This window comes from Candidatus Hydrogenedentota bacterium (assembly GCA_035416745.1).
GTDB lineage: Bacteria > Hydrogenedentota > Hydrogenedentia > Hydrogenedentales > SLHB01 > UBA2224.
The window spans coordinates 1-14,355 of record DAOLNV010000015.1 but is presented as its reverse complement, the minus strand read 5'-3'; the positions used below and the strand labels follow the sequence as shown (position 1 = coordinate 14,355).

10 protein-coding genes are annotated in these 14,355 nt (G+C 61.2%); 7 read left to right on the top strand and 3 right to left on the bottom strand.

From position 1 onward, the window contains the following. Positions 1–11 precede the first annotated feature (11 nt). The 6 genes from PLJ71_07235 (at position 12) to PLJ71_07210 (ending at position 7,435) form a co-directional block, all read left to right on the top strand. Positions 12–2,045 carry an enterotoxin gene (locus tag PLJ71_07235; GenBank protein HQM48466.1) on the top strand — a complete coding sequence of 678 codons (2,034 nt, stop codon included), beginning with the start codon at positions 12–14 and terminating at the stop codon, positions 2,043–2,045. Between the two features lie 188 nt (positions 2,046–2,233). After that, positions 2,234–2,521 (top strand): hypothetical protein, encoded by a 288-nt coding sequence (locus PLJ71_07230; protein HQM48465.1) that lies wholly within the window; start codon positions 2,234–2,236, stop codon positions 2,519–2,521. 191 nt (positions 2,522–2,712) lie between these two features. Next, on the top strand, positions 2,713–4,263 hold the full coding sequence (locus PLJ71_07225; GenBank protein ID HQM48464.1) for a glycosyltransferase family 39 protein: 1,551 nt from the start codon (positions 2,713–2,715) through the stop codon (positions 4,261–4,263). A 136-nt stretch (positions 4,264–4,399) separates the two neighbouring features. Next, on the top strand, positions 4,400–4,579 hold the full coding sequence (locus PLJ71_07220; protein ID HQM48463.1) for a GxxExxY protein: 180 nt from the start codon (positions 4,400–4,402) through the stop codon (positions 4,577–4,579). Between the two features lie 119 nt (positions 4,580–4,698). After that, positions 4,699–5,889 (top strand): Gfo/Idh/MocA family oxidoreductase, encoded by a 1,191-nt coding sequence (locus tag PLJ71_07215; protein ID HQM48462.1) that lies wholly within the window; start codon positions 4,699–4,701, stop codon positions 5,887–5,889. Positions 5,890–5,962: 73 nt separating this feature from the next. Further along, complete coding sequence (locus PLJ71_07210; protein HQM48461.1) at positions 5,963–7,435, top strand: hypothetical protein; 1,473 nt, start codon at positions 5,963–5,965, stop codon at positions 7,433–7,435. A 50-nt stretch (positions 7,436–7,485) separates the two neighbouring features. On the opposite strand, the gene PLJ71_07205 is transcribed toward PLJ71_07210, so the two are convergent. After that, positions 7,486–9,369 carry a hypothetical protein gene (locus PLJ71_07205; GenBank protein HQM48460.1) on the bottom strand — a complete coding sequence of 628 codons (1,884 nt, stop codon included), beginning with the start codon at positions 9,367–9,369 and terminating at the stop codon, positions 7,486–7,488. A gap of 227 nt (positions 9,370–9,596) precedes the next feature. Between PLJ71_07205 and PLJ71_07200 the strand changes: the two genes are divergently transcribed. Next, positions 9,597–10,970: a sialidase family protein gene (locus PLJ71_07200; GenBank protein HQM48459.1), complete on the top strand. Its 1,374-nt coding sequence runs from the start codon at positions 9,597–9,599 to the stop codon at positions 10,968–10,970. A 260-nt stretch (positions 10,971–11,230) separates the two neighbouring features. Here the strand turns inward: PLJ71_07200 and PLJ71_07195 are convergent, their stop codons facing one another. Together PLJ71_07195 and PLJ71_07190 are read right to left on the bottom strand one after the other, a co-directional pair. Continuing rightward, positions 11,231–12,100, bottom strand: a complete 870-nt coding sequence (locus tag PLJ71_07195; protein ID HQM48458.1) for a DUF1559 domain-containing protein — start codon at positions 12,098–12,100, stop codon at positions 11,231–11,233. Positions 12,101–12,718: 618 nt separating this feature from the next. Then, on the bottom strand, positions 12,719–13,231 hold the full coding sequence (locus tag PLJ71_07190; protein ID HQM48457.1) for a helix-turn-helix domain-containing protein: 513 nt from the start codon (positions 13,229–13,231) through the stop codon (positions 12,719–12,721). Positions 13,232–14,355: the final 1,124 nt, after the last annotated feature.

The following is a 14,355-nucleotide window of genomic DNA, read 5'->3' as shown; positions in this document are numbered from 1 at the left end:
AGGCCGAGATCATGAATCGTGGGCATACGATGAGACTGTTCGTGTTGGTGTGGGCATGCATCGCCGCATTCAGCGGCATAGCCGCCGGATTGGATTACCCGGGCGGCGCGCCGGGGCAAGCTGTGGCAACCCTTTCCGGCAACGCGTTCACCCTGAAAAACGGCGTGCTCTCGGCCGAGTGGACCGTGGAAGGAGGCCATCTGCGCCTGGGCACGTTTGGTGCGTCCGAGTCTCCTCGCGAACAGGCCGCGGGCAATGGCGAGGCCTTTGTGTTTCTCCTGGCGGGAGGCCGTGTTCTGAAAGCCTCGGAGTTCACCGTTTCAGCCCCGCCTGAGGCCGAGAAAATCGGGGCGCGTCCCGATGGCCGGCGACTCGCCGACCGGTCCGGCGGGATGCGGGTCAGAATCCCGCTGGCGTTGCCTGACGGGACGCTGGCCGCGGAATGGTCCGCTGAGTTGCGGGACGGCTCGAACTATGTGATTCAGCGAGTGACGTTGGCGGCGGGGAAGAATGACGTGCCCTTGGAGACCGTTCGCCTGGTCGACCTGGACGTCCCGGGCGCGCACGTGTTGGGGGTCACCCAGGGTGCGCCGGTGGTGGCCGGCAACCTTTTCTTCGCGCTCGAGCATCCGATGTCGGAGAGCGTTGTCAGCGGGACGCGCGTGACATGCGGGTTGCGGCGGGGTCCGGCTCTGGCGGCGGGCAAGCGGCTCACGCTGTCGTCGGTCATGGGGGTCACGCCGCCGGGCCAACTGCGCCGTGGTTATTTGTACTATGTCGAACGCGAACGCGCTCATCCCTACCGCCCGTTTCTGCACTACAACTCCTGGTACGACATTTCGTGGGGCGACCGGAAGTTTGACGAAGCCCAGTCCCTCGCGGCGATCGATGTGTTCTGCCGGGAACTCGTCACTGCGCGGGGCGTAAAGATGGACAGTTTCGTGTTCGACGACGGCTGGGACAACAACGAGACCCTGTGGCAGTTTCACGAGGGTTTCCCGAATGGTTTCGCGCCGCTGCGTGAGAAAGCCGCGGGCTGCGGGGCCGCTTTGGGGGTTTGGCTGTCGCCGTTTGGAGGGTATGGCGAGGCGCGCGAGCAACGGCTGCGATACGGCGCCGAACAGGGGTTCGAGATCAACCGCAACGGATTCTCGCTCGCCGGGCCGCGGTATTACGAGCGGTTTCATGCGATTTGCGCCAGGATGATGCGCGACTATGGCGTGAACTTCTTCAAGTTCGACGGGATGGGGCCCGGCAACAACAAGACCGGGGGCGAGGAGTTCCTCGAAGATATCGAGGCGCTGATGCGGCTGGCCGGCGAATTGCGCGAAATAGACCCCGAGCTTTACGTTAGCGCGACGACCGGCACGTGGTCCACGCCCTATTTCCTCTGGCACGCGGACAGCACGTGGCGCAGTGGGAACGATATGGATTTCAGCGGTAAGGGTTCGAAACGCCAGCAGTGGATCAACTACCGCGATACCCATACGTACCGGAATGTCGTGAGACAGGGTCCGTTGTATCCGCTGAATTCGCTCATGACCCAGGGCATTGTCCACGCGCGGCAGGGATATTCCGCGCTCATGGGGGAAGACCCGAAAGACTTTGCCGATGAAGTGTGGTCGTTTTTCGGAAGCGGGACCAGCCTGCAGGAGCTGTACATCGCGCCGCAGATGCTGACCGCCTCCATGTGGGACATCCTCGCGGCGGGCGCGAACTGGTCGCGGTCCAATGCCGACGTGTTGGCCGATACCCACTGGGTCGGAGGCGATCCGGGCGAGCATCAGGTCTATGGATGGGCGTCGTGGATCCCGCGGAAGGGTGTCTTGGTGTTGCGCAATCCCGACGACAAGCCGTCGAGCATCATGCTCGATATAGGGGCGGTATTCGAACTGCCGCCGGACGCCCCGCCCGCGTACCGCCTTGTTTCGCCCGGTCCGGCCGCGGGCAAGACGCCGGCTGTCGAGGTTGCGGCAGGGGCGCCGCACGAGTTCTCGCTCGAAGCATTTCAAACCATCGTGTACGACGCCGAACCCGTCCGCTGAATCGTGCCCACGGCGGGCAATACGGTTGCAGACAAGGGAGAGGGGAAGAAATGCGCGCTTCATCCTCGACATCTATGATTATCAACTGGGAATAGCATAGGAACGAGATGAGGGAATCCGCCTGGAAGGATGTGTTCCGCCGCGTCGTGGGGACACCCGGTCTCCCGATGACGGCGAGGATTCTGCTCTTGTCAACACTTATTTTCGGGATGGGCATCCTGTTATTTGCCTCGCCCGGCACGCCGTGGGTTACTTACGCCGTGGTGATCGCCGGTCTGAGCGGCGCTGTCCTGGCGGGCTACAGCATGCTGGCGGTCGTTATGACACTTCGGGCCGCAATGCCTGCATCAGAAAAGACCCTGCATCTGGTTCTTTCGTTTCTGGGGACGCTGTTCGGCTATGCGATTCTGATCGCGTGTGTGAAATTAGGCGTGTTGTTGGTGGAGCTGCGGAGAGCGCTGGAGGGAATTCGCTAGCGCTATTCAGGCATTTGCCCTGCAGAATACATGGAACCAACAAGACTAGCGTGTCTCTACGCAGCCCTTTGGTCCTTTCCGTCCTTTTGGTCACTGGGCATACCCCGACGCGGGGTGAAATTTCCTGGTGCCGCCCGGCTTCTGATAGTCTATTGTGCTTGTGCGCCGAATGGCAGTAACGGGAGAGAGCGGTGCCGGCAAGCGACATTTCCTCGAACGAAGACGCGCGTGGCCTGTTGCGTCATTGGGCTGTTCTTGTTCTGATTATGGTTCTGGCGGCCGTTTTGAGGTGCTACCGTCTGGGCGAGGAGTCACTCTGGAATGATGAGACCGCCAGCATCTTGTACATGGATGCGGGGTCGTTGCGGCAGTTCATCGTTCAGGAACGCCTTGATGATCCCGCCATGGCGCCCCTGTACTTCACCCTCGAATATTTCTGCTGGCACGCCACGGGCGGGTCGATTCTCGCGTGCAGGTTCATGTCGATTGGTTTCGGGCTTGGCGCGATCGTGATGCTGTTTTTGATGGCGCGGCGGTTGTTCGGGCCGTTCGCGGCGCTGGCCGCGGCGGGGTGCGCGGCAGTAGCCATCCAGCAGGTATATTACTCGCAGGAAATCCGCATGTACGCGCCCTACCTGTTTTTCGCCATGGCCGCCATGTATGCCTTGCACCGGATTCTTGAGGGCGGCCGCCCCGTCTGGTGGTTCGTACACGCCCTGGCCAATGCCGCCATGGTGTGGACCCACGTCTATGGAATCTGGCTGGTTCTTGTCCAAGGCCTGTTCTTCCTTGCGTTCCGGCGCAAAGACTTTCGCTCACTGCTTTGTTGGGGCGCGATTCATGGGCCGATTGTCGTTTCCATTGCCCTCTGGGTCGTCACGATGGATCAGGCGCGAATCGAGCGCAATCTCGCTTGGATACCAGGGCCTCGTTCCGAGACGGCTTCCCAATACCTCAGCGAGAGCGCCCTTTCCCTCCCGGGTACGCGTCCCGCGCAGGATCTCTCGCTGCGGCTGGACGAGACCTTGCGGTTGCCGTTGGCGTCAAAAGTGCTCATCAGCACAGGGTGGGTTGCCCTGCCCGTTTGCGCGGGAATCGCCACGCTCCGCGCGCGCCGCGAACTTCTTCGGGCGAAGCGGAAAGAGGAGGCGCGCCGGAAGATGCGCGATTTCATGTTGGCCTTCGTCTGGCTCGCCGCGCCGGCCCTTATCCTGCTGTTTCTGACGCTGGTGTGGCGTCCGACGTTCCTGCCTCGCTACGTTTTTCCTTCGACGCTGGCCTTGTACATGCTGCTCGGCGCGGGGCTGGCCGCCGTTCCGGGCCGGCGGCTTCGTACCGTCTGCGCCATCGCATTCATCGCTTTGTATGCCTACGACACGCTGTCTTTCGGCATGCCGCGCCGCCCCGATATGCGCCGCGCCATGGACGTCGTAACGCGGCAACCTTTCGAGGAAAACGGGCAGTTGCTGGTTCATCCGCCCGGCTACACGGGTCCGGCGAAATTCTACAGTCAGTTGCCGGACGCGGCTCTCGTGCGCATGCCCGAATGGCGCGAGATTCCCGAGAAGGTGGACGCACTGGCCCGCGAAGGCCGGCCGGTTTGGATTGTCATTGGCGCGCTTCAAGGGGTCCCGCCCGATGTTGGGCCGCTTCTCGAGGAAGGCGGGCATGCGTTTGACTACCACTATTTCCCCGGGATGTTTCCCGTGCGTCTCTACCACGTACCCGTTCACATGCATTGAGCTCCCTTAATCGCCTCTATGTGAAGCCCTCGCGGGAGGGATCTTATTGTCTCCATAGAGACAAGAATGAACTCACACGGAGACACAGGGAACACGAAGATGGATTCCTCCGAAACCGAATGAGACAGGAAGCATCATTGCGGATTGCGCGGTGGCGCTTCATCGAGAGACGGGTCCCGGGCTGTTGGAAACAGTGTACGAAGCGGTTCTTGCACGCGATTTGGAGGCCCGGGGTCCGCGCGTGGCACGGCAGGTTCCCATCCCCATCGAGCTTCGCGGGCGCCATTTCTCCCGTGTCCGTTGTGTCTCTATGTGAGTTTCCCCAATCGCCGTGTTATCCGGCGATTCGGGTGAGCTTCATTTACGTCTCGCGGGGCTGTCGTGCTATGCTGATTTCGGCAATTCCCAGGAAGCGATAAAAGGGGGGCGGCTATCATGACAAAGGCGACAGAGAACAAGACGTTTGGAAGACGGGGATTCATGAAGGCGGCCGCCGCGGGCACGCTGATTCTCGGGGCGCGTTCGGCACTCGGCGCAGCCGCGAACGAAACCCTCGAGATCGGCCTCATCGGCTGCGGCGGGCGCGGTCCCTGGATCGGGAACCTGTTCCAGAAGAACTCCGCAACCAAGGTCGTGGCGGTCCATGATCCCTTCAAGGACCGCGTTGAGGAAGCGGGAAAACGGCTTGACGTCCCCGGGAACCGCCAGTACACGGGCCTGGACGGGTACCATGAGCTCATCGCGAGCGGGGTGGATGCCGTGGCCATCATCAGCCCGCCCTATTTCCACCCCGAGCAGACCGTGGCCGCGCTCGAAGCGGGGAAGCACGTCTATCTTGCGAAACCTATTGCAGTGGACGTGCCGGGCTGCACCGCCATCGTCGACGCCGCCAACAAACACGGAGACACCCTCTGTACGTGGGTCGATTTCCAGACCCGTCAACACCCGTTCTACATCGAGGCGATCAAGCGGCTTCACGACGGGCTCATCGGCGAACCCGTCGTGGGCCAGGCCTACTACTACGCGCGGCGGCTCAACATCAAGATGGAACCCGGCACCGAAGAGGCCCGGCTTCGCAATTGGGTCTTCGACATCGCGCTTTCGGGCGACATCATCGTCGAACAGAACGTTCATATGCTCGACGTGGCCAACTGGATGCTCAAGACGCACCCCCTGAAGGCGCATGGCACGGGCGGCCGCAAGGCGCGGGTCGACGTCGGCGATTGCTGGGACCATTTCGTGGTGACGTACTGGTACCCCAACGACGTCATCATCGACTTCAGTTCGGGCCAGTTTGTTCATGCTTTCGAAGATCTTTGCACGCGGCTGCACTGCACTACGGGGTCTCTTGACACCCATTACGGCGGCGACGTGGTCCTCGAGGGCAAATCGGAGGCGTACCGTCCGGGGTCGACGGCCGCGATCTACGAGGAAGGCGCCGTAGCGAACATCAAGGCGTTTCACGCGGCCATCACGGGCGGCAAGCCGATCAACAATGCTGAGGAAAGCGCCCGCAGCACGCTCACGGGCGTTCTGGGCCGGATGGCCGCCTACCAAGGCAAAACCGTCACCTGGGACGAGATGATGCAGGCCAACGAGAAGCTCGAGGCCAACCTGAAACTGTAGAAATCGCGGTCGCTCGGAAACTTCTCCCAGGTCCTGCAGGACCTATGGGCCCATATTTTCAGGAGATTGCGCCATGCCCTGGAGTAGATTTTTCGTCTTCTGCATCTGCGCGTTCGCGTGGTGCGCGCATGGCGCCGAGACCGGCCCGGAACCATTCCTTCTGGGCAGCAACCGGTTTCTGTTTCTCGACGAGTTCCTGCTCGATTCCGTCGAGAATGCCGAGCTGGCCGTCAACCCGCCGCGGTTTGACGCTCTCGTGCTGATCGCGGACAAGCCGTGGGAGAAAGGCGGCATCACCTCGTACGGCAACGCGTTTTGGGACTCCATCGCCGGCGAATACCGCCTCTACTACGTCCCCGTAAGCTGGGACGCCGCGCCGGGATTCTGTCTCGCTCTCGCCACATCAAAGGACGGGGTAAACTGGGATAAACCCGATCTGGGCGCGGTGGAATGGCAGGGGTCGAAAGACAACAACATCGTGGTGTGGGCCCAGCGCGAGGGGACGGTTCTTATTGATCCGAACGCGTCTCCGGAGCGCCGTTACGCGTATTTGTCCAGCGAGGTCGGCCTCCGCACGCGCCTTTTCACCTCGCCCGACGGCATTCATTTCACCATGGACGAGAAGGTCATCAGCGAGCACCATTCTGACAGCCAGATCTCGTCGTTCTGGGACGGCGAGCTCCAGCGTTACCTTCACTATCCCCGCCAGGTTCACGAAGGCGCCCGGGCCGTCGGGTTTATCGTCACCCAGGCGATGGACGAGGCGTGGCAGCAGGACGTGCCCGTGGTGATGATGCGCGACGAGCACGACCCGCCCGCAACCGATCTGTACACCAACGCGTGCCAGAAATACGCCCTTGCGCGGGGGGCTTACGTGGGGTTTCCCACGCCCTACTACCATTACAACGAGCCGCCGTACCGGGCCTATTTGAATGCTCCGACGCTGGCGATTGGCGGAAAGGCCAACGACGGCACAATCGATTCCCAGCTTGCCACCAGCCGCGACGGCCGTTCATGGACCCGCTACCGCACGCCGTACATCCCCCTCGGCAGGTATGACGGCCTCGACGTCAAGGTTGCGATGATGATCCCCGGCATCTTCTACGAGGACAACAAGCTGGTGCAGTTTTTCATGGGCTACACCTTCACGCATGGCGATACGCAGGTGCGTTACAGCGACGGCGGCCGCGAGCTGGGCGGGGTGTTTCGGGTCGAACAGAGGATCGACGGGTTTATCTCGCTGGATTTCGATTACGAAGGCGGCACGGCTGTTACCGGGCCGTTTGTCTTCGAGGGGGCGCATCTGTACCTCAACCTGAACACCTCGGCGGCGGGGGAGGCGCGTATCGCGTTCCTTGACGCCGACAAGAACCCCGTCCCCGGTTTCGGCCCGGACGAAGCCCGTGTGATCAACGGCGACTACCTCGGCGCCATAGCCGCGTGGACCGGCGGCGCCACCGATGTCAGCGCGCTTGCGGGCAGACCCGTGCGCCTGCGCTTCGACTGCCGCGGGACCAAGCTGTATTCGTTCCGTTTCGCGGATTGACCCCCGGCGGCTCTGCAAGAGCGAACGCGCCATCCGGACACGGTGCGGGTCTATTTTTCGAGGGCGGCCAGCGCTTCGAGGATCTCGAGGCGCGCGGTATCGGCCGTGGTGCGATCGAGGGGATCGCGCCACCAGAACGCGTCGAGGGTTGCGGGGTTGAGCACGCGGCCCGGGATCTCGACGAGCAGCTTCCGGGCGTGTCGCGCGGCCTCACTATCCGGCCTGTCCTTTCCCGCCGAGGCAACGGCCCTCGCCAGCATTACGAGGTATTCGTAATCCTCGATGCTCTCGCGGCAGGCCTCCATGTGTTTGCCCGCGGTGACCGAGACGGCATCGATAAAGAAGGGAGTGTAAGCCGTGCGCGGCGCGAGGTATTCGTTCCACGAGGAGACCCCGGCGTTGTCGCCCCATGCCCAGAAGTTCGTCGAGATCGCTTGATGCTGCCAGCACGACCAAGCCTGCATACGGTGGTAGGCATAGGGATCGAGAAGGCGCGCCGGGCCGCGGCACGAGTAGAACTCGAGCGTCACCCCTTTGTCGCGTTGTTCGAGAAAATAGCGCGCGTACTTTTCGGGCGCTCTGAGAAACATCGTGCGGTTTGGACACAAGATATGGCAGACGCTTCCCAGCTCCGGATGGGCCTTGCTCATGTCGCCGTGGATCGGGTCTTCCCAGATCTGGATGCCGGTTTCTCCCGCGCGAATAGCTTTTGCCCACGCGACGACCAGCGTGTCCGTCTCGAGGTCACTTGTTTCGTCGATGAGAAGCCAAATGAGTTGACTGGATTCGAGCCCCAATTCCTTCATGTGATTTGCCCAGAACGCCGCGTACGCCTTCACGGCGTTTTCAAACTGGGGCGTCCCTACGTCGAATCCCGCAAAACTGCTTCCGGCATTGGGGAACGCACAGAACCGCCGCGCGCCTTCCCATCGTTTCACCCAGGCATCGAAGGCCGCCGTGTCGGGCGGGCTGGCCATGTTGCCCTGCGCGTCGTAGGTCCCCTCCGGAATCACCTTCTTTCCTTCCCACGGCGAATCGACAAAATGGTCGCGGCAGTGCTTGAGAAATGCCTCGAGGTTTGCGTCGGTTACGCCGTAAATGCCTGCGGCGGCGGTGTAGTCCCATCCGCCAGAATGGAGGGCGGGCTGGTCCGGAAACCGGAACGGATACAAGGTGAGCGTCAAGGGCGTCTCAAGCTGCGCGCCCCCCGCGTTCAACACAATCCGGCCGTTATGAACGCCGGCCGCGACATCAATGGGATGAAACGTGAGCCATACCTGCCGCGTCATGCCGGAGGGGACCTCGATGACGTAGTTGTCGCCCTCCCGCGCCGCCTCGGGCAATGCGGCAGCCACCACGCGGCCGGTGCGCGTATCCGTCCATTCCACCTGGTGCACGGTGATGCAGGCGGGGTTCGCGCCTCCTGGCATCCCCTCGATGCGGAGGCTTATCCGCGCGGCTTCGGGCGATGCGTTGCTGATGTTGAAGGCCCCTGCCCGGTATTCGTTGAGCATCATGTGCACGGCAACGGCGGCGCCTTCACGCTTTGGCGGGTCCCAAAGGCCCAGGTTTCCCCAGAGGTCCGCTTGCCAGACGGTCAGCGGCGCATACCCCTGCAACCGCCACAAGGCCGCTTGAACGCCGAACAAGCGGGCGTGCGCGCCGGTGAGCGGCAATACCGCACGGAAGCCGTCCCCATATTCGCCCGGCTCATTCAGGAACGCTGTTTCGGCGGCGGCGATATCTTCAAGGAGGCCGTCTCGCTGGGTTTGAGAAAGCTTCGTTGCTTCAACGACCTGCCGCAGATCGTGAATGTCCGTAGTGATACGATTCTTGACGCCCTCGCGTATCTTCAGCGCGGGGGCCTCGTCCTGGGCATAAGCTCTCGCCGCCAGTATCGATAGCCAGAGAACATGGATCAGTGCGTGTTTCATACCGTTGCTCCTCACTGTGCGGCTGTACTTCCGCGTTCATGGATGGAGCGAGTGTAGTCTTTATCGGCCCGGCCGGCAAGACGGGCACTGCCGCAAACCGGATAGTGCCTGGATTTCGGGCGTGCATAGGCGGATACTCTGGGAAGTGCCTGGGGCTTGTTGTGGTGCGAGCTTCCGGCCTGCTTTAACCGGGATTCGTCGTTGAAGGTCTCAGGGGGAGCGGCGTGATGCGCAACTGCGTGCCGGCACGATCGATCGCCTGTTCTCTTCTTGCACTTTTCGTGATGGTTCCGGCGGTCTCCGCCCAACCCGCTGACAACCGGGCGAGCACCGGTCTCGAAGGGCCGGACTACCACCGGGACGCATTGGCGCAAACGGCCGGGCGGCCGTCGCTTCCGGATTTCCCCTATGCGCCGGGGTACCGGCCGGGCATTACGCACTATCTGCGCGGCAACGGCATCTTCTGGTCCATCATTTCCGAGCGGACCCACCCGGACAAGCGCGATTCCGAAGGCGATATTGTGCAATGCGCGGACGGCTCGCTGCTGCTCGCCTGGAGCGATTTCCATACCCGGGAGTGGCATGACGACGCCCCGTGCCGCATTTCCATGCGGCGCTCGGCCGACGGCGGGAGAACGTGGAGTCCGCTCGAGGTGCTCCAAGAGACCATCGGGAAGAACGTCATGTCGCCCAGCCTGCTGCGGACGGCCCATGGGACGGTCCTGTTGACGTTCTACTGCAAAGACGGCCCGGACGGGTCGCTGCACTACGTGCGGCGGTCCGAGGACGGGGGAAAAATGTTCGGTCCGCTTATCGAGGCGAACGCGGGCCGTCTGCAGCGGATCGCGAACAATGATCGTCTTCTCGAACTCCGCGACCCCTTGGGTGCGGGCGATCGCGGGCGGATCATCCTGGCGTGCCGCGATTACCCGGGCCGTCTTGGGGTCATGGTCTATTCAGATGACGACGGCTTGACGTGGCATGCGGGCGGCAACGTGCCCGCGATGCCCGAATGGGGCTCGCAGAACTTCAACGAGCCGGGCATCGTCGAACTCGATGACGGGCGGCTCTGGATGTATGGCCGCACCACCATGGGTTTCCACGCGCAGGCATGGTCACATGACCGCGGCCGCACGTGGTCCCGGCCAGAGCCCATGGCGCTCAAAGGGCCCTGCTCGCCCCTGACCGGCGAGCGCATTCCCAACACGCCGTATACCGAGAAGATGGGGTGGGCGGGGAACATTCTGTTTACGTTTCCCAACCACGACTTCGAGCGGCGCCCAAGGCAGTACCGTTACACGGCGCGGACGCCCCTCGACGCGGCAATCTCGAGCGACGGCGCACGCACGTGGACCCGCGTGCGCACCATCGAGGAAGATCCCGCCAAGCATTACGGCTATACCAGCATCACGTTTGTCGAGGACGGCGGCGCGGGCATGCGGGTCCTGTTGACCACACACGTCCAACCCATCCCTGGGGCCGAGCACCGTCCTCACGACCTCAAGTTTCTGTCTATCCCTCTCGACTGGTTCTACGAAGAGACCGGCGAGCCGTCACGGGGCATCGACTTCGCCGACGAGGAACGCCGCCAGGAATGGTGAGAGGTCATGCCGGGCAGTAAGGCGCATCTTCCGGCCTGCCGCATATGACCGGAGATAGCCCGCGTGCATATGGCGCCGCAACAACAGGCCAAAAGGACAGAATGGCCCAATGAGACGCATACGCCCCATCCGGCCTCGAACCCCAGCCGATGCTCTTACGAGCGCTGACAATCGAAAGGCCCCTCCGGTTCGTGTTGGCCTTTCGCAAGGTCAACCCGGAGGGGCCGGGCACTCTGGGGCCGGTTACGGCACCCTCAATCTCAGCTGATGTGGCCGCTCAGTACCTGCACCATACCCTTCGAGAGCGGGCTCTGGCTGCCGTAGCGCAGGAACTCCACGTGCCCATCCATGTAGAGCACGTTGCAGCCGCCGGGCACGTGATTCATCATGTCCGGATGCACGGGCGACACATCATCCCACATGATATACAGTTCGCTTTGGGCCAGAGCGCTGCCCGCGGGATTATTGATGTCGGTAACGAAGAACCGCTCGATGCCCTCGCGAAGCCGGTAAATCTTCCCGAAATCCTGGTCGAATTTCGCGGCATCGGTTGCTTCGACCTTTGGCGCCGTCGTGACGAACGTGAAGAAGTCCAGGAGGCCATCTTCGTCAAGGTTCAGGTCGGCGGTCGTCACCACATCGAGCGTCGGGCCGACAGACGGATCCTCGAAAACAAGCGTGTCGCTGACGCCCCAGCCCCAATAGTTGTAAGATTGCGCCCCGATTTCGCAGGGAGCCACGGAGCCGCTGTCAGGATCGTCGCCGACATACCACCCGTCGATATTCTGCGTGGTATCCGAGGGGCAGACCAGCACGTTGACGTCGGTCAGATACTCGGGATAGAGCTGGTTGCCCTGGAAAGCGGTGTCGACCGGCCACTCCAAGGAACCCACGACAAAAACGTCGCATAGCTCGCCCTGGTAGCAGTGCATTTGGGGATATTTCTCGCCTTTGGATTCGTTGGCGTACATCTTGAAGACGATGCCCATCTGCTTGAGGTTGTTGGCGCAACTGGCCCTCCGCGCAGCCTCGCGGGCACGGGCAAGCGCGGGCAGCAGGATCGCTGCCAAGATGCCGATAATTGCGATAACAACAAGCAATTCGATTAACGTAAAGCCATGTCTTTTCATTGGTTCATTCTCCTCTTATGACGATGTTGAAGACTACTGCATTTGAATGGCCTGGCCTCGGCCAAGATAAGACCGCCGTGTTTCCCTCCCTGCCGCCTCGCCTCCTTTCTGCATGTGTTGGAAAGCACATGCCGCCGCTTCATGAACATACGCCTGGGATGGCCCTTTACCCGCCTCCGGCACAATCTCCGCGCAAGAGACTCGTTCATCCGCGCCGGGGACGCCGCATAAACCGCCGCACGCAAGCATAGGGGGAACGGAAGGGGATGTCAATCAGGCGGGAAGATTTTTTGACGGGATGAACAAGATTGACAGGATGGCCTCCCAAACGCACGGTAGCGCCCGACCTTGCGTCCGGACGTCCGGCGCAAGGCCGGACGTTACATCGGACAAGCAGTGGCGACGTCTTTGCGGTCTTCTCTGTGTCCTTGTGCCTTGGTGGTTCTATTGCAGGAAGTCATCTGTGGACGCGTATTCGGCATTCAGGCCGTTTTGGAGACCTGGCGGTCGCAGGAGTGGCGCGGTCAGGAAACCACGCCACAGCGGGGGCATCCCATTCTCCTTGAAGGCGTTTGATCAAAGGAATCTCAATCCGCCAAGGACTTTTTCAACAGCTCCCTATTCCACCCGCCCCGCCCGCTGTCCAGCGGAAAGGACCGAATCATCACGTGCACCACCCTGCAGCTGGCTGCCACACGTTGGGCAATAGAGGGCGCCCAGCGGGACCACGTGCCCGTTGGGACATTCCGCCCCGAGCCGGATCCCGCAGTGTCCGCAGTACGAGTAGCCCGACTGAGGGCCGAGCACGGGCGACTGGCACCGGGGGCAGATAGTGTCCGCTGTGACGGGTCGCTTGGCAGGGGTTTCGGCGTCCTTATCCGATGAAGGACCGAGCAGCAGCCTGCGGCGTTCGACGATCTCTCCCAACTCCGTCTCCAGAGCCAGTGCCAGATCGCGCCGTTCACCGGAAACCATCGTGCGGCCGCGCTCGAATGACCCGTAACCGGCAATGGTCATGCCCAGCCGTTCTGCAACCTCTTCTTGGGTCATGCCGAGCAGTTCGCGGTATTGACGCAGATTTGCCCGCAACTGCACCAAGCGTTCCGGGTACCTAAACTGATCGCTGTGCATCCTTCGTCTCCTAATTGTTATATTTTTGTATGCTATCATACTGCTCCGACTATGCTATCCTATTCCAAATCAACAAGAATCCGGAAGCATGCCAATTCTCCGGGCTGATTTGTCTACATATTGTCAATATCATGGCAAGAAGAAAAAGTCGTGTTTGATAGATAGGCCTAGGAATGGTGGACTAGGTTTGAAAAGGGAGTGCAGATGAAACGAGTACAAAAACAATACACCAAGCATGGGCCTCCCCGCTGCGGCTGGGTCTCCTGACCCTGCCGCTCCGGCGACCCGAAGTGAGGGTCGCCACTCCTTAAGATAAAATAGCGAATGGCACTAACTTGAGCTGGAAGAGCCTTGGGCTATAAGTATGAAAAGCAAGCATTTGCAGCTTTATTCCTGCGTTGTGCATATCGCTCATGCGCACAAGTCCCTATTTGACCCAGGGACAGTATAGCCCATGCGGGTGAATTTAGAAAGAGGCGGAAGGGTTCTTTTTGACGGGATGAACAGGACTGACAGGATGGCCTCCCAGATGCGCTGTAGCGACTCACCTTGCGTCAGGCGTCCGGACGTCCGGCGCAAGGCCGGGCGTTACATCGGACAAGCAGTGGCGACGTCTTTGCGGTCTTCTCTGTGTCCTTGTGCCTTGGTGGTTCTATTGCAGGAAGTCATCTGTGGACGCGTATTCGGCATTCAGGCCGTTTTGGAGACCTGGCGGTCGCAGGAGTGGCGCGGTCAGGAAACCACGCCACAGCCAGACCGACCCCGCCACAGCGGGGAGCACGCTGCGCATGCTTATGCACACATAACAAATGGTTCCTGTCCCACATTGTTGACAGCGAAGAGACTTACCCAAACAAAAGAAGCCCTGCTACCAGAGGCACACGAGAAATAGCCATCAACGAGATTTCGATCATGCCGACTACTGCTAGAATGCCCGCACTTAGTGCTCGGCGATCACTGAGCAAAGGCCAATATGCCCGTCCAAGAAGGAACATTATGCTCCACCAAAGGAAAGCCATAGCTATGAAGCAAAAAGCACAATCGAAAGCAACAAGAAGGGTGGAGACTCTCGTCTCTTGAATAAGGTGCGTCCGAATCGAAGGCTCTTCCCAAGAACGATCTAT